Here is a 16,386-nt window from a genome sequence, read left to right on the forward strand (position 1 = left end):
TTCCTGCTTTCTGTCTTCTATTTACTTTTTATATCGGTTATGCGTCATAAATTGTTACATCAAAAAAGCCGGACATCCAGCTGTCCGGCTTTGCGTTATGAGCGGATTCTGATTTCTGTTTCACTGTCAAAAAAATGAGCCTTATTCATGTCGAAAGCGACGGTCAATTCCTCACCGGCATGAATGTCATGGCGGGCGTCAATCCGGGCGATAAAATCCTGATCCCCGATCCGGGAATAGACCATAATTTCCGACCCGAGCAATTCCGCGACATTGATTTTAGCTGTGATGGATGAATTCTTATAGGATTCCACCACAATCAGCTCGTCATGTATGTCTTCCGGGCGGATGCCGAAGATAACATCTTTGCCGGCATACCCTTTTTCCCGGAGCATTTTCATTTTCCCTTCCGGCACGCCGAGAGCGGCCGAACCGATCTGAATGGCGCCGTCCGTCAGCTTTCCTTTGAAAAAGTTCATCGCTGGGGAGCCGATAAACCCGCCGACAAATACGTTTTCGGGATGTTCATACACGTCTTTCGGGGTGCCGATCTGCTGAATTTTTCCGTCCTTCATGACTACGATGCGTGTCGCCATCGTCAGTGCTTCTGTTTGGTCGTGCGTCACATAGATTGTGGTTGTTTGCAGCCTTTGATGCAGCTTAATAATTTCTGCCCGCATCTGCACCCGAAGCTTTGCGTCCAGATTTGACAGCGGCTCATCCATTAAAAACACTTTGGCGTCCCTGACAATCGCCCGTCCTAATGCAACCCGCTGCCGCTGACCGCCGGAGAGCGCTTTCGGTTTGCGGTGCAGATACTCTGTGAGCCCCAGCATTTTTGCCGCTTCTTCGACCCGTTTTTTAATCTCCGGTTTCGGCATCTTCCTCAGCTTCAGACCGAAAGCGATATTATCATAGACCGTCATGTGCGGATATAACGCATAGTTTTGAAACACCATGGCAATATCCCTGTCTTTAGGAGCGATGTCATTCACTCTCGTGTCACCGATATAGAAATCGCCCTTCGTAATGTCTTCCAGCCCGGCAACCATCCTCAATGTTGTCGACTTGCCGCACCCCGACGGACCGACAAACACGATAAATTCTTTATCTTTAATATGAAGGTTAAAATCATCGACAGCCGCCTCTTTTTGATCGTAATACTTATAAATATGCTCCAGCCGAAGTTCCGCCATGTCATCTCCCCCTTTTTTGTAAACGCTTTCTTAAATAGGATTGTAACAGTGTCAGACGGCGGCGGATATAGGCAATGTTCATAAAAAAAGTCCGCTGCCTTCGTGCACATTTCCCATTTAATGTGATTTTTCATACTGCAGACAAATGAAATAAGCCAGCAGGGCGCCCTGATATGTCTTAATATCAATACCCGAGCGTTCCGCAAATTTATCAATCCGATATTGAAGACTGTTGCGGTGCAAATGCAGTTTTTTCGATGTGAGCGACATGTTCGAGTTATGTTCAATAAAAGTCTGAATCGTATGCTTCAGCTCCGGTTCTTTCTGAAACAGCAGCGCCGCTTCTTCGTGAAGCAAGGCTGAGAGCTTTTCTCTGCTTTCTTCCATGAGCAAGGCCGGAAATACCGTTTCCGCGGTCAGCGTGCTCAGCTGCGGGAGATAACGCCGGCCAATCTGACAATATTGCTGTTCTCTCCGATAATGAAGGCGCAGACGTTCTCCCGCGCCATAATACCTTCCGATGAAAAAACGGACACTGAAATAAAAATCGGCTTCGAGAATCTTCACAAAAGATGCGATGTCATCCGAATCTGGCGCTTCCAGCTTTTCTTCCTCCACAATCACGCCTTGATCCCTTCCCGTCCGGACAACTGTATATGAAACCGGCCAGAAATGGCGCAGCGCTTCCGTAAATGCCCCCCAGTCGCGTTCTCCCAATAAGTCATAATGGATAAAACGGACACGAGGCTCCTTGACATCAGGCACCGGACCTTCTTCCAGCAGAAACCGCCGCCACCTCTTTGCTGCCGCCGTCTCCGGAAAAAAAACGCCTTTTTCTTCAGCGGGCGCCAAAAATGATTCCAGAAGCAGTTTCTCCTTCGGGGTAATATCCTCCTTCGGAATGGCGACATAGACCCGCCTTTTCTCATCATAAAAGCAAAAGACATCCTCCGCCGTACAGCACGTATCAGACAACACAGCCCTCGGGTAAATTGCCAATAACGGGTTCATATGCGCTCCTTTCTATCGCTCTATCATATTTTCAGTATAAAACGTCCGGCCGATTGTATCCACTTCGTTTTAAGAAACAGCTTTCAGGCTATTTCCCGGGAAACGGATATAACCGCTTCTGCCGGCATAAGAAAAAAACCCTCCGCGCCGGCAGAGGGATTCTTTTTATTTAGAGATATCGACGAAGCCTTCGCCAAAGACGTCACGCACATCATGAACAATGACAAACGCTTTTGTATCACAGCTTTTAATAATTTTTTTGAGCATGGAAAGCTCTTGTTTCTGGATGACGATATATAAAATTTCCTTCGACTGCCCCGTGTAATTTCCTTTACCCGACAGCAGCGTAACCCCTCTGTCCATAAGCGTGTTGACCTGTTCAGCGATTTCGTGCTTATGCTCAGATATAATCGTCACCGCTTTTTTCGTATTCAGGCCTTCAATGATAAAGTCCATTACCTTCGTTCCGATGTACAGCATGACAATGGTAAACATCATTTTTTCCGCACCGATGATGAAATAAGAACTGAAGACGACAATCAGATCAAAGAACAAAAGCGCATAGCTGATGTTCCAATCGAGATATTTGTTCGCAATCCTCGCCAAAATGGCAGAACCCGCAGTCGTGCCTCCGACTCGAATAATGATCCCGATTCCGACACCGGCAAACACACCCGCAAAAATAGTATTAATAATGAGTTCATGTGAAGGCGAGTGCCAATCATGCGTCAGATGCAGAAACAGTGAGTTGGCAACAACGGTAATGATCGTATAAAGCGTTGTTTTTCCGTCTAAAAATTTATATCCGATAATCAATAAGATCCCGTTCAAAATGATATTCGTCACCCCGGGCGACCATTCAAACACATAGTACAAGATCAGGGTGATTCCCGTTACCCCGCCCTCTCCAAGATCATTCGGAATGGCGAATAAGTTAACGGCCAAAGCAAAGATAAAAGCTCCAATAATCAGCATCAGCACATCCAGCAATCTCTTTTTCATCCCAGACACTCCTTTTTTATAAAATCAAAAAAGCCCGGGAGAGCACTCTTCATCAAAAGAGCAGAAACTCCCGGGCTTTTATCCCAACGTGTCACAGCAGGAACCTGCTGTGTGTTTTCTCTCGGTCCAGACCAATTCAGCATTGCGGAACCCTAGAAAACCACTGTTTTTTATGTTCAGTTTTTGTATATCTTTCAAGATTATACGGGAAATCACGAACATGTTCAACCACTCTTTTTTCAATAAATCTATAAAAAATCCGAACGATCTGCCGATACTAAAAAAGACCCTTAAAATACATGACTAAAAAATCATTAAAATACTTTTTTCTCAAAATATTATTGACTATAGGTTATTTTACAGGCATTATAGTATGTAGTTTTTAAGAAATAGTTTACATAGGAGGAAATATTATGGCAGGCAACCTGGTGTCTTGTAAGGCATGCGGCAAAGAAATCGCTAAAGGCGTTAAAAAATGCCCAAACTGCGGTAAAGATCAGAGAAACTTTTTTATGAGACATAAAATTATCACATTGCTTCTGGCAGTAGTGGTTATTATCATTCTCGTAAACATCGGCGGCGGAGGCGGATCTTCATCATCTAAAACCGCGTCTTCAAAAGCTGCGGAATCCAAGGAAAAACTGTATAACATCGGTGACACTGTTAAGACTGAGAAAACTGAAGTTACTGTTACCAAAGTGGAAAAAAGAGATTCAGTAGGCTCTCAATTTGTCGAGAAAAAAGCGTCTGACGGCGGCGTTATCGTAGCTGTTCAATACACAGTTAAAAATGTTTCAAACAAGCCGTTAAGCTCTTTCTCCATTCCAAGAGCGAAATTAGTAGATTCTAAAGGAACATCCTATGATTCAGATATTGATGCTTCTTCAAGCTATGCAACAGAAACAAAAGTAGACAACAGTAAAATTTTAAGTGACTTGAACCCGAACATTAAAGTTACTGACGTAAAAGCTTTTGAAGTTGATAAAAACGCATACTCTAAAGGCACTTGGAAATTAAAGTTCAGCAACGATGTTGAAGTGAAAATTAAATAATGACCGTAATAAAAGAGACCTTCACCATTTGAAGGTCTCTTTCTTTTTACACCTTTTGGTACCCGTTCACATTGGAGGACTGCCACTTCCAAGAGTCGGCGCACATTTCTTCAAGCCCGCGCTTTGCTTCCCAGCCTAATTCAGCCTTCGCTTTTGCCGGGTCTGCGAAGCATGCGGCGATGTCTCCCGGGCGCCGGGCGGCAAAACGGTACGGCACTTCTTTTCCTGATACTTTTTCAAACGCCTTGACCATCTCAAGGACGCTGTAGCCTCTTCCCGTGCCGAGATTATAGGCATCCGCGCCTGTTGTGTTCAGCACCTTCTCAAGCGCTCTGACGTGGCCCTCGGCAAGGTCAACGACATGGATGTAATCCCGCACGCCGGTGCCGTCCTTTGTCGGATAATCATTGCCGAACACCTGCAATTGCTCAAGCTTGCCGACAGCGACTTGGGCGACGTACGGCATTAAATTATTCGGGATGCCGTTCGGGTCTTCTCCGATCCGGCCGCTCGGGTGCGCGCCGAACGGATTAAAGTAGCGGAGCAGCGCAATGCTCCATTCAGAGTCCGCTTTATGCAGATCGCGTAAAATCTGTTCCAGCATCAGCTTTGTCTGCCCGTAAGGATTGGTCGCGCTTAATGGAAAATCCTCAGTGATCGGCGTTGTTTCCGGAACGCCGTAAACCGTCGCTGAAGAACTGAAGACGATTTTTTTCACACCGTGTGCCTGCATGGCTTCACATAAAATAAACGTCCCCGTCAGATTATTATGATAATAACGGAGCGGAACAGCCACAGACTCACCGACCGCTTTTAATCCCGCAAAATGAATGACGGCTTCAATCTCATTTTCAGCAAACACCCGGTGAACGGCATCACGGTCAAGGAGATCCGCTTCATAAAACACAAGCCCTTTTCCGGTAATGTCTTTCACACGCTCCAATGCTTCCGGTGAACTATTTGACAGATTATCCAGAACCACGATGTCATAGCCGCCGTTTAACAGCTCGACACATGTGTGGCTTCCGATATAACCCGCTCCGCCTGTCACTAAAATCGCCATGAAGAAAGCCTCCTCTATTGAATGAATTGACCATATTATATCGGTTTTTTCTTTCTCAAACATCCATTTCCAAAAAGTTTAATCGTTTAGTCATCGTTTCTTCATAATTTGTTTTCATTCGCGTAAAACACAGAGCCCTCGAATCAAACCGGTTGTGAAATAGAAATCCCTCCCCCGCGCATGGTAAGATAAGACAAAGGAGATGACGGTATGAAAAATGAAATCATTGAACGCTTTACCTCTTACGTAAAAGTCGATACACAGTCTGACGAAAACAATGAAAACTGCCCTTCAACCCCCGGCCAGCTGACATTGGCCAACATGCTGGCAGATGAATTAAAGTCGATCGGCATGACAGACATCACAGTCGATGACAATGGGTACGTCATGGCGACTCTGCCGGCGAATACGGATAAAGACGTGCCGACTGTCGGTTTTCTGGCTCACGTGGACACCGCGACCGATTTTACCGGAAAAAATGTGAATCCTCAGATTATTGAGAGCTACGACGGACATGATATCGTTTTGAATGACAAACTCAATGTCGTCCTGTCGCCTGAGCAATTCCCGGAGCTCTCCCGCTATAAAGGCCAGACGCTGATCACAACAGACGGCACGACGCTGCTCGGAGCCGACAACAAAGCGGGCATTGCCGAAATTATGACGGCAATGGCATACTTGATCAAACATCCGGACATCAAACACGGAACGATCCGGGTCGCGTTCACGCCCGATGAAGAAATCGGCAGAGGCCCTCACAAATTCGATGTCGGCCGCTTCAACGCCGCATTCGCCTACACGATAGACGGAGGCCCCCTCGGCGAACTGCAATATGAAAGCTTTAACGCAGCCGCCGCAAAGCTGACTTGTTACGGAAAAAGCGTCCACCCGGGAACGGCGAAAAACAAAATGGTCAACGCTTCAAAAATCGCGATGGAATTTCATCACGCGCTGCCGAAAGAAGAAGCGCCGGAATATACGGAAGGGTATGAAGGCTTCTATCATTTACTTTCCATGAACGGAGACGTTTCTGAAGCCGCCCTGTCGTACATCATCAGAGACTTTGACAGAGACCGCTTTGCAGAACGAAAAGAATATATGCAGAAAACCGCCGATGCGCTGGCGGCCAAATACGGCAAGGAAAGCATCAAGCTTGAACTGCGTGATCAATATTACAACATGAGAGAAAAAATCGAACCGGTCAAAGAGATAGTCGATGTCGCCTATCAAGCCATGAAAAACCTCGACATCGAACCGATTATCGAACCGATCCGGGGCGGAACCGACGGATCACAGCTCTCTTACATGGGGCTGCCGACACCGAACATTTTTACGGGCGGCCAAAACTTCCACGGAAAATATGAATACATTTCCGTCGATCATATGGAAAAGGCGGTAAACGTCATTGTTGAAATCGCCAGGCTCTTTGAAGAGCGCGCTTAAAACCAAAGCCCCCTGCTTTGGTTTTTTTCTTTCACATGAAACCTTTCCTCCTTTCTTTCCGTATATAAGGTATGAAATGGAAAGAAGGAGTGAAGACTATGGCAAGAGGGACTGTAGCGAAAGAATTAAAAAAAACCTTAAAAGACCCGCGTGTTCTGGAGACGAAATCAAACCCTTTTAAAAAGCTGCGGAAAATGTTCAAACGATTTTTTTAAGATAACATCTCGTTTTCTTTAAAAAAATAAAGAAAGCGCTGTCATTCCGCAGTCATCTGTTAGAAGCAGTTATTTTGCATATTATAAGGTTTTTTAGGGTACTGAATAACACAAGGCAAACGAAAACAACGAAGTGGTTAATTAGACTCTTACAAAAAATAGTGAAAAAGTTATATAAACGATCATCATTCATCAGCCGATACAATCTATAGAACCACAACAAGAGCAAAATTTCTTCAACCCATAGTCATTTTTACGGAAAATGACGTTATTTTTTAAAAAAGTGACAATTGTTTGAATACTTTTCGTTTGTTTTTTCGTACAATAATAATACCAAAACTTTTTTTGGGAGGTATGTAAAATGATGCTACTTATTTTTGCTGCTTTGACAGGGTATCTTGTTTTCTCTTTCAGTAAGGACAACCGCCGGAAAACGCCAAAGACAAGCCCGCTGGTGACAGCTGCCGACACGAATAACATCATTGATTTAAATGCGATCCGTCAAAAACGCCGGATGCCGCTATCATAAAAACGACAGCTGCCGCAAAATCGGCAGCCTTTTTTTTATGCACCCGGCCGATATGAAACCATCCGCCTCCTTTTTTCGTACAACATAAAAAAGGAGTTTTTTTATGTACCATTTTTATATCAAAGAGCGGATGTTGACGTTTAAGAATCGTTTTCAAGTGTTTCTTGAAAGCGGGAAAGAAGTCTACAATGTTGAAGGAAAGCTGTTTTCATTCGGTGATGAACTGAAGCTGACTGATTTGGACGGCCGCACGCTCGCCAGCGTCAATCAGAAACTGATGTCGCTCGTTCCCCGTTACGAGATTTCCGTCAGCGGCAAACCCGTCTGCCAAGTCATCAAGAAAGTCACGTTATTCAAACCGAAATTTGAAATTTCCGGACTCGGCTGGGATCTTACCGGCGATGTGTGGGGCCGGAATTTTCAAGTGACAGACGGAAAATCAAACCGGATGACCGTCAGTAAATCATGGATGAGCTGGGGCGATTCCTATCATTTGCAGATTGAAAAGGAAGAGGATATCGTTCTTTGTCTCGCGATCGCCATTGTGATAGATATGATTCTATTTGAGGGTGATAAATAAAATATTTATCGAAATATATTGACAATATGAGAAAACATACTAAGATTAAGAGTATTACAGTTTATTCTGAAAAATAGCATATTTCCTTATCAAGAGAGGTGGAGGGACTGGCCCTATGATACCCGGCAACCGCTGTTCAGCAGAATGGTGCTAAATCCTGAAGATAAGGTTGAGATTTGCGGACGCAAGCTCTTCCCTATCCGAGGGAAGAGCTTTTTATATTTCATCAGGAAAGAAGGAATCGTTCATGTCACAGCAAAACACAGAACAACCATTGCATACGCTTCTAAGAAAAAACCCGCCGTTTCGCGCGGATCAGGTCGGAAGCCTGCTGCGGCCGGCGGCTGTGAAGCAAGCCCGCCTGCAAAGAGCGACGGGTGAGATTTCGGCAGAACAGCTGCGCGAAATCGAAAACAGAGAAATCATCCGCAGTGTGGAAAAGCAGAAAGAAACCGGCCTCAATGTCGTGACTGACGGCGAATTCCGCCGTGCCTGGTGGCATTTTGATTTTCTCGAAAACTTAGACGGCGTCGAAGCATTTACGCCTGAAAGCGGCATTCAGTTTCACAACGTACAGACGAAAGCGCGCGGCATTAAAGTAACGGGAGATATTGATTTTTCTCAGCATCCGATGCTCGAAGATTATAAATTCCTGCACAGCATTGCCGGCGATGCTGTTCCGAAAATGACCATCCCAAGTCCGAATATGCTGTTTTTCCGCGGAAAATTGGAAAAAGCGTCCTACCAGAATGATTACAAACAATTTCAGCACGATGTGTCAAAGGCGTATAAAAAAGCGATTCAAGCTTTCTATGACGCCGGGTGCCGCTACCTTCAGCTCGATGACACCGCATGGGCCGTTTTCTTATCGGAAGCGGGGCTTCGTCAGATTGAAGCTTTCGGCACAACGCCGGATGAGCTGCGCAAGCTGTTTGCCGCTTCCATTAATGACGCCATCAAGGACCGCCCTGACGATCTGAAGGTTACGATGCATATCTGCCGCGGCAACTTCCAATCCACATGGACGGCTGAAGGCGGCTATGATGCAGCGGCTGAAACGATTTTTGACGGGCTTGACCTTGACGGATTGTTCCTGGAATATGATGATTCCCGCTCCGGCGGCTTTGAACCGCTCCGCTATGTCAAACGCTCTGATCTTCAGCTTGTGCTTGGATTGATTACGTCGAAACATGGCGAACTTGAAGACAAGGACGCGATTAAACGCCGGATTGAAGAAGCTTCACAATATGTCAGCCTGGATCAGCTTTGCCTCAGCCCGCAATGCGGATTCGCCTCCACTGAGGAAGGAAACCTGATCACAGAAGAACAGCAATGGGCGAAACTGCGCCATGTCGTCAACATTGCCGGTGAAGTCTGGAAATAAAAAAAGACACGCGTTTAGCGTGTCTTTTCTGTTTTACAGCGGACCGGTTCCGATTAAAATATCGATATCTATCGTGACAGCAGCCTCTTTCCGGCTGATAAACCGCCGGATGCTGTCATCATTACATTTCCATGTTAAGGGCGTCATTTTCACAAGCCGCTCGAGGTCAGGCTGCGATAAGGTCTTCGTGTAACACAGCGGTTTGCGCTCAAAGGTTTGAAAGCCCGCTTGGAATCGTCCGGCCGCAGAATCGGCGGTGTCATTCCGCCGAGGACTGTCTCCGAAGAAGAATTCCCTTACTTCCTTCAAATAATCACGCCGCGGCACCGCTTTAATGACTGTGCCGCCCTTTTTTAAAAGCCTGCTGCATTCCTTGTAATTCCAAGGTGATAAAACGGACATTACGACATCAAAACAGCTGTCGGCAAACGGCGCATCCGCCACATCAGCGACGGCAAACACCATATGATTCCCGAAGGCCTTTGCGGCGTGCAGCACACCTTCTTTCGAGAGATCAATGCCGATTCCCGTCACGGAAAAAGCGGGCTGAAGCAATTTGCATACGGCGGCTAAATGAGAGCCTTCTCCGCACCCCGCATCCAATATCGCCGCCGGTTTATGCGGAGATTGCTTACGGCTGATGACGGCGGCGATCTCCTTTTGAACCGGCCCAAAAAATTCCCGGCTGTCAAAAAGCTCGCGTCTCGCTTCGAACAGCTGCCTGTCATAGCGGGTTTTGACCGATTTATTGAGGAAATTCACATATCCTTGTTTTGATATATCAAATGTATGCCCCTGTCCGCAAATCAAGCTTTTGTATTGTGAGACCGCCATGGCCGACCGGCATAGCGGACACCTGAACACGGACTGGCATGATTGCAGTAATTCCGCGCGTTTTCTTTTTATAGACGTCAAAAAAAACACCTCATTCATTCGTTATTCCGATGAAATGAAAAAGGCATAGACAAATAAACCTCGCCAAATTGGAAGGTTTAACCTATTTATCTATACCTCTCATTATCTGTAACGAATGAACTGAATGATCACGAAAATGACCCCTTTTCTGCCGTCTTTTGAAGGCTGTGCCCTCAGATCCATTTTATCAGCTGCATCCCGTCTTTACAATGAACCGGAACGGTTTTTGGGGGTATTTTAAACCTTTATTATCCAATTACTTATGAACATCCTTTATTTTCTTTATTTATAATATAAATTTATTATTTTGAAAATATCTAAAAAGGTTGATTTTCAAAAATTGAAACGATAAAATACTGCTATCTCATGTAATATCGTTATTCTTGTATATGATCAGTAATATGGTCTGATTGTTTCTACCTAGTGCCGTAAAAGACTAGACTACAAGAAAGTTTGCATAAATTTGAACGAGTGAAAAGCATATGACGCTGTCTATTCTTTTCTTTTGGCTCTTATTTATCACACTTTCTGGCTTTCAGGAATTTGTGACGAATAAGAGTTTTTTTTATTTCCATAATACCCTTATAGGAGTTGCTCACATGTACTTTTTATTGAACATTGTCGGTCTCATTGTTGTCATGGCTGTTGTTTTCTTATGCTCTCCCAACAAGAAGAAGATTAAATGGCGTCCGATTGTCATGCTCCTCGTCTTTGAGTTTCTGATTACTTGGTTTATGTTAGGGACAAAAGTCGGCGGCTTTGTCATCGGGAAGATCGGCGCGTTCTTTACATGGCTGATTTCCTGCGCCAGTCAAGGGATTGCGTTCGCTTTTCCGTCTGTTATGGCCAATCCGACGGTTGATTTTTTCTTCAGCGCATTGCTGCCGATTATCTTCGTCGTGACCTTCTTTGATATGCTGTCGTATTTCGGTATTCTGCCGTGGCTCATTGATAAAATCGGCTGGCTGATTTCTAAAATATCCCGTCTGCCGAAGCTGGAGAGCTTTTTCTCCATCCAGATGATGTTTTTAGGAAATACGGAAGCTTTAGCCGTCATCCGCCAGCAGCTTGCCGCCGTCAGCAACAATCGGCTTCTGACATTCGGGCTGATGAGCATGAGCAGCATCAGCGGCTCGATCATCGGATCGTACTTGACGATGGTTCCGTCCACTTATGTGTTTACAGCCATCCCGCTGAATTGCTTAAACGCGCTTTTAATCGCCAATATGCTGAATCCCGTGGACGTTTCTAAAGAGGACGATATTATATACGTTCCTTCAAAAGCGGAGAAAAAAGACTTCTTCTCCACGATTTCTAACAGTATGCTTGTCGGCATGAACATGGTCATTGTCATTTTAGCGATGGTGATCGGCTATGTGGCGTTAACGGCCGCGTTAAACGGCGTACTCGGACTGTTCATGCACGGTTTGACCATTCAAAAGATTTTCTCATACATCTTCAGTCCGTTTGCCTTCCTTCTCGGATTAGGCGGACATGACGCGATGTATGTCGCACAGCTGATGGGCATCAAGCTCGCGACAAATGAATTTGTGGCAATGGCCGATCTGAAAGGGCAGCTGAATTCACTTCCGCCGCACACGATTGCCGTGGCTACGACATTCCTGACATCATTCGCAAACTTCAGCACCATCGGTATGATCTACGGATCTTATCAATCTCTGCTTGATGGTGAAAAATCAGCCATCATCGGAAAAAACGTCTGGAAGCTGCTTGTCAGCGGAATTGCCGTTTCCTTATTGAGCGCGGCGATTGTCGGATTGTTTGTCTGGTAAAAGAAAAAAAGCGATACCGCTCCGTTTTGGAGTGATATCGCTTTTTTTATTGATAGACGGATGCAGGTACGAAAACGTCCCGGATTCCTGCCGCGTACGGTCCGAGATCATATTGTCCGAACACAACGGCAATGCCGTTTTTCGTAAAGAAGAAAGGTCTTTCGTTATTCAGGATGATCTCCTGTTTTTTAACGTCCTGGTCAAACAGATCGTCATGTTTCTTGATGTAGCCGTAAAGATAGTCTCTCGTTTTGTTAGCTTTCGTTTTTGTATTCAGCACATTATCGAGTGTGACCCGTTTTTTTGCGGCCAGGTCGTAATTAAAGGTCTGAACGGATGTCAGCCCGTGTGCGCCGCCTGTGTAACTGTAGTCTTCCGTCTGAATGCTGAGCTTGCCGTCTTGATTATACTTCACCTTGAAATCTGCCTGGTATTCCGCTTTGTAGCCTTGTTTCTCACCGTCTTTTTTGTTTTTCACATATTCTTTGTACGATTGTTCAATATAACGTTTAAAGTCCTGATTGATTTTCTTTTCAAAAGATGAGTTTCCCGTATTTGTGACCTCGGGGTATGTCAGCTGCTTTACATGCTTATACGTATGGCTTTTGACAACGGGCTTTGCGGTTTGCGCGGCCTCGGCTGAAGGCGCGAAACCTCCGAACGGCGCGGCTGTCAGCACGGTTAAGAGCACAGCCGCCATCATTTTGAATGCCTTTTTCATCACAACTCCTCCTTTTCATTACCGTTCCCTTTTTGAAAACGGATTACACTCTATAGACAGCGCAGATCAGCAAATTGTTTCTGGGCCTTCTTTCACATTTTCTCCATGAAAAAAAGAGACATGGAAAATCCACGCCTCTTTTACCGTGAAGGTCTTTGCGCAATGGCTTCATAAACGGCTTCCGCCAAATCGGAGTTGCCGAACATCTCCAAAACGCCGATGACGGTTTGATCAGGAATCGGTTCTGATTCCTCCTTCGGCACGACAAGTTCTTCAGCCGTTTTTCGCAGCTCTTCGTTTAAAGGCTGTCCGGGATAAGCCTTGCTGTAAATGGCCATCGGATCAAGGTCATGATTGACGCACCATTGGGCAAACACCAAAATCATCATGTTTTCGTCACGCCGGTAATATTCTTCGAGTTGTTTTTCGGTAAACGGCTTCACTATGTATCCCTCTGCTTTTATTATTCTTCTACTTGAAGTTCCAAAGTTTCAATCTGTTTTCGAATAATTTGAATGTCTCTCTTAATTAATGTCCCCGGTACTATAATTTTTGCAGATTTGCCATTAGTAAGGGAAAAATCGAACCTTTGCATTTCAATAGTTCCTTGTTCTAACGCTTCTCTTGGAGTGCTGTTTTTTTTATCCATAAATGTTTCCTCTCTATTTGATTTTATTATTCTTTTATTTTTATGTATTATATTAGCGAATAAAGCTGACTCAATGAAAATCCTAGAGGCATATTCACTACTGTTATCTGAAATTTCATGATATGCATTTAAAATCTCAGGTAAATTATCTGGAATTGCTCCTTCACTTGAATACTTATTAAAAAGTTCAGCAAATAGTTCTGGTTGAAGAAATGCTGTTCTCAAAGCACTTTGAAAATCCTTCTCACTCATTGAATCAATTATCCTTTTGGAAAGCTGAGTCAGCTTATAATTACCAGAGGATCTTTCTAATAATCCAAAGTGTTTTAAGGATGCTATTTTGTTGCCTACAGCCCCGCTGTATTTTTTATATCCCAGAGCTTTTGTTATTAAGTCTTTTTCAATATCGCTATCTCCTGAATAACTTCTTATTAACTTAGCAAACTTTAAAGTATTTTCTAAATTAAATCGCGGAAATCCACGGCTTCTCTTTTTCATAAAACTCTCCTAACTTTTATCGCGAGATAATTACTAACTTTAAACTTATGTTAACTAAAAATCAACTTCAGTTCAAGTAATATAGAGATTAAATTTTTAGTTTGTTCTATTATTAACTCAACTCTCGTTATTCTACTCTAATAACTTAAAAAGTGCCTCATTTTCAGAGGCACTCAAATATATTCTTATATGTTTCTGTCCCAATGCCGATGCTCAGCCACGGCCTTCAGAAATTGTTCATGGTTTCCGTCCGGAACAAGGCCGGGGCCGTTTTCGGTTCCGGCGGCGAGGGCGAGAAGTTCTTTTCCTTCACCGGAGGCGCCGATCGCTTTGTAATGGCTGAAGGCTTCGTTAACGAAGTCTCTGGCCGATTTTTGGGCTTTGAGGCTGTCTGTGCTTTGTTTTCCGCCCGGAATGAAAACAGCGTCGTACAGGACGGAATCCGCTGTCAGGAAAGTGGCTGACGCTTCGAGCTCCGTGCCGTTTTCTCCCTTCACGGTCCCAAGCGCGGGGCTGATGATATCGGCTCTGACTCCCGCCTGTTTGCATGCATCAAGCACTTGTTTGACTTTCTCATCAGAAAACCCGTGGTCGGTTAAAACCGCAACCTGCCTTGTCGCTGCCGTCTTCACCGTGTTTTCCTGGCTTAAGGCCGGGGAAGTGAACGTTTCATCAGATTCACGATCCTTCGGCGGCGGGTTCACGCCGATTCCTTTCGCAACACGCTCGGCTAGCCCGGCGTCGACGTGACTGAAGACATCAACCACCTGCTGCTGCACATCCTTGCTGTTCACTTTTCCGACTTCAAAACAGAACGCGGAGATGATATGTTCTTTCTCAGCAGGAGACATACTGTTCCAGAACATCTTGGCCTGAGAAAAATAGTCATTGAAGCTCTCACTGCGCTGGCGGATTTTTCTGCCTTCTACTTTTTCCTGGTAATGAACGTATCCGCCTTCTTCTTCTGAGGCCGGCGACGGATCATTGTTCTGCAGGGAATTTTTATGATAGGCGACAGGGCCCTTATTAATCGTCATCCGGTGGTAGCCGTCGTATTGGTTGTTATGGAACGGGCAGACCGGCCGGTTGATCGGAATCTCGTGAAAATTCGGCCCGCCAAGACGGATGAGCTGTGTATCTGTATAAGAGAAAAGCCGGCCTTGAAGAAGCGGATCATTGGTGAAATCAATGCCCGGCACGACATTTCCCGGGTGAAATGCAACCTGTTCCGTTTCCGCAAAGACATTGTCCTGATTGCGGTCAAGGGTCATTTTTCCGATCAGCTTGACGGGAACCAACTCCTCCGGCCACAGCTTCGTCGGATCAAGGATATCGAAATCGAATTTGAACTCGTCTTCTTCGTCAATCATCTGAACACCGAGCTCATACTCGACTTTGCCGCCGTTTTCAATCGTTTCCCACAGGTCACGGCGGTTGAAATCGGGATCTTTCCCGGCAATTTTCTGCGCTTCATCCCATACGAGGGAATGAACGCCGAGCACGGGTTTCCAGTGGAATTTGACAAAGCGCGCTTTTCCTTTCTCGTTGACGAAACGGAACGTATGCACGCCGAAGCCCTCCATCATCCGATAGCTTCGCGGGATGCCGCGGTCAGACATCGTCCACATGACCATGTGCGCGGATTCAGGATTGTTTGCGACAAAATCCCAGAACGTATCATGAGCCGTCGCAGCCTGCGGCATTTCATTGTGCGGTTCCGGTTTTATGGCGTGAACGAGATCCGGGAATTTGATCGCGTCCTGAATGAAGAACACCGGAATATTGTTTCCGACGAGGTCATAGTTCCCTTCTTCAGTATAAAACTTCGTCGCAAATCCCCTGGCGTCACGGACGGTGTCGGCTGACCCCTTGGAACCCGCCACTGTTGAGAAACGGACGAAAACAGGTGTTTTGACGGACGGGTCCTGCAAAAATTTCGCCCGTGTATATTCCGTCATCGGTTCGTACACCTGAAAATGCCCATGAACGCCGTACCCGCGCGCATGAACGACCCGTTCCGGAATCCGCTCGTGGTCAAAGTGCGTCATTTTTTCACGAAAATGAAAATCCTCCATCAGCGTGGGGCCGCGGACGCCCGCTTTTAAAGAATGCTCATCCTCAGACACGCGAAGCCCCTGATTGGTCGTCATTTTTTTGCCGCTGTTATCAGACCGGTACTGCTCCAGCTGTTCGTCCTTTGAGTGTTCATTTACTCGTTTGTTTTGATCATCACTCATGTCAGTTCCCCCTTTTAAAACGAAACATTCTACAGCACATTTACCCGCGGCGTTCTTCATATAAACTGCTGATCCGATCATTAGGATTTTAGGTCTGT

At 45.4% G+C, this 16,386-nt stretch carries 15 protein-coding genes and 3 riboswitches; of the genes, 6 read left to right on the plus strand and 9 right to left on the minus strand.

What is annotated here, in order from left to right:
- Nucleotides 1-95: 95 nt before the first annotated feature.
- From AR442_RS16970 to AR442_RS16980, 3 genes are all read right to left on the minus strand, one after another.
- Nucleotides 96-1,196: an ABC transporter ATP-binding protein gene (locus AR442_RS16970; protein ID WP_014419235.1), complete on the minus strand. Its 1,101-nt coding sequence runs from the start codon at nucleotides 1,194-1,196 to the stop codon at nucleotides 96-98.
- A 117-nt stretch (nucleotides 1,197-1,313) separates the two neighbouring features.
- Nucleotides 1,314-2,207 carry a PucR family transcriptional regulator gene (locus AR442_RS16975; RefSeq protein ID WP_014419236.1) on the minus strand — a complete coding sequence of 298 codons (894 nt, stop codon included), beginning with the start codon at nucleotides 2,205-2,207 and terminating at the stop codon, nucleotides 1,314-1,316.
- A gap of 165 nt (nucleotides 2,208-2,372) precedes the next feature.
- A complete protein-coding gene (locus tag AR442_RS16980) occupies nucleotides 2,373-3,209 on the minus strand; it encodes a YitT family protein (protein WP_003150818.1) in 837 nt (278 codons plus the stop codon).
- A gap of 65 nt (nucleotides 3,210-3,274) precedes the next feature.
- Nucleotides 3,275-3,376, minus strand: a riboswitch (guanidine-I (ykkC/yxkD leader).
- Between the two features lie 345 nt (nucleotides 3,377-3,721).
- Between AR442_RS16980 and AR442_RS16985 the strand changes: the two genes are divergently transcribed.
- On the plus strand, nucleotides 3,722-4,261 hold the full coding sequence (locus AR442_RS16985) for a DUF4352 domain-containing protein (protein WP_119834765.1): 540 nt from the start codon (nucleotides 3,722-3,724) through the stop codon (nucleotides 4,259-4,261).
- A gap of 46 nt (nucleotides 4,262-4,307) precedes the next feature.
- On the opposite strand, the gene galE is transcribed toward AR442_RS16985, so the two are convergent.
- Nucleotides 4,308-5,324: a UDP-glucose 4-epimerase GalE gene (gene galE, locus AR442_RS16990; protein WP_014419237.1), complete on the minus strand. Its 1,017-nt coding sequence runs from the start codon at nucleotides 5,322-5,324 to the stop codon at nucleotides 4,308-4,310.
- 210 nt (nucleotides 5,325-5,534) lie between these two features.
- On the opposite strand from galE, the gene pepT reads away from it, so the two are divergent.
- From pepT to AR442_RS17005, 4 genes are all read left to right on the plus strand, one after another.
- Nucleotides 5,535-6,767, plus strand: coding sequence for a peptidase T (gene pepT, locus AR442_RS16995; protein ID WP_053285308.1), 1,233 nt, complete (start codon nucleotides 5,535-5,537; stop codon nucleotides 6,765-6,767).
- 576 nt (nucleotides 6,768-7,343) lie between these two features.
- A complete protein-coding gene (locus tag AR442_RS20680) occupies nucleotides 7,344-7,511 on the plus strand; it encodes a hypothetical protein (RefSeq protein WP_003150808.1) in 168 nt (55 codons plus the stop codon).
- A gap of 103 nt (nucleotides 7,512-7,614) precedes the next feature.
- Nucleotides 7,615-8,091, plus strand: a complete 477-nt coding sequence (locus AR442_RS17000; RefSeq protein ID WP_014419239.1) for an LURP-one-related/scramblase family protein — start codon at nucleotides 7,615-7,617, stop codon at nucleotides 8,089-8,091.
- A gap of 83 nt (nucleotides 8,092-8,174) precedes the next feature.
- Nucleotides 8,175-8,261, plus strand: a riboswitch (SAM riboswitch).
- Between the two features lie 77 nt (nucleotides 8,262-8,338).
- A complete protein-coding gene (locus tag AR442_RS17005; protein WP_014419240.1) occupies nucleotides 8,339-9,475 on the plus strand; it encodes a 5-methyltetrahydropteroyltriglutamate--homocysteine S-methyltransferase in 1,137 nt (378 codons plus the stop codon).
- Between the two features lie 33 nt (nucleotides 9,476-9,508).
- On the opposite strand, the gene AR442_RS17010 is transcribed toward AR442_RS17005, so the two are convergent.
- Nucleotides 9,509-10,390, minus strand: coding sequence for a methyltransferase domain-containing protein (locus tag AR442_RS17010; protein ID WP_014419241.1), 882 nt, complete (start codon nucleotides 10,388-10,390; stop codon nucleotides 9,509-9,511).
- Between the two features lie 363 nt (nucleotides 10,391-10,753).
- Nucleotides 10,754-10,854: riboswitch (purine riboswitch) on the plus strand.
- A 135-nt stretch (nucleotides 10,855-10,989) separates the two neighbouring features.
- On the opposite strand from AR442_RS17010, the gene AR442_RS17015 reads away from it, so the two are divergent.
- Nucleotides 10,990-12,183, plus strand: coding sequence for a NupC/NupG family nucleoside CNT transporter (locus tag AR442_RS17015; RefSeq protein ID WP_014419242.1), 1,194 nt, complete (start codon nucleotides 10,990-10,992; stop codon nucleotides 12,181-12,183).
- A 46-nt stretch (nucleotides 12,184-12,229) separates the two neighbouring features.
- Here the strand turns inward: AR442_RS17015 and AR442_RS17020 are convergent, their stop codons facing one another.
- From AR442_RS17020 to AR442_RS17035, 4 genes are all read right to left on the minus strand, one after another.
- Nucleotides 12,230-12,904, minus strand: coding sequence for a DUF3298 and DUF4163 domain-containing protein (locus tag AR442_RS17020; RefSeq protein WP_014419243.1), 675 nt, complete (start codon nucleotides 12,902-12,904; stop codon nucleotides 12,230-12,232).
- A 140-nt stretch (nucleotides 12,905-13,044) separates the two neighbouring features.
- Nucleotides 13,045-13,293 (minus strand): hypothetical protein, encoded by a 249-nt coding sequence (locus AR442_RS17025; RefSeq protein ID WP_046341506.1) that lies wholly within the window; start codon nucleotides 13,291-13,293, stop codon nucleotides 13,045-13,047.
- 74 nt (nucleotides 13,294-13,367) lie between these two features.
- Nucleotides 13,368-14,051 carry a hypothetical protein gene (locus AR442_RS17030; RefSeq protein ID WP_014419244.1) on the minus strand — a complete coding sequence of 228 codons (684 nt, stop codon included), beginning with the start codon at nucleotides 14,049-14,051 and terminating at the stop codon, nucleotides 13,368-13,370.
- A gap of 185 nt (nucleotides 14,052-14,236) precedes the next feature.
- Entirely contained in the window at nucleotides 14,237-16,288 is a 2,052-nt protein-coding gene (locus tag AR442_RS17035) for a catalase (protein ID WP_014419245.1), read from the minus strand.
- Nucleotides 16,289-16,386: the final 98 nt, after the last annotated feature.

Origin of the sequence: Bacillus velezensis (assembly GCF_001461825.1) — a bacterium.
GTDB lineage: Bacteria > Bacillota > Bacilli > Bacillales > Bacillaceae > Bacillus > Bacillus velezensis.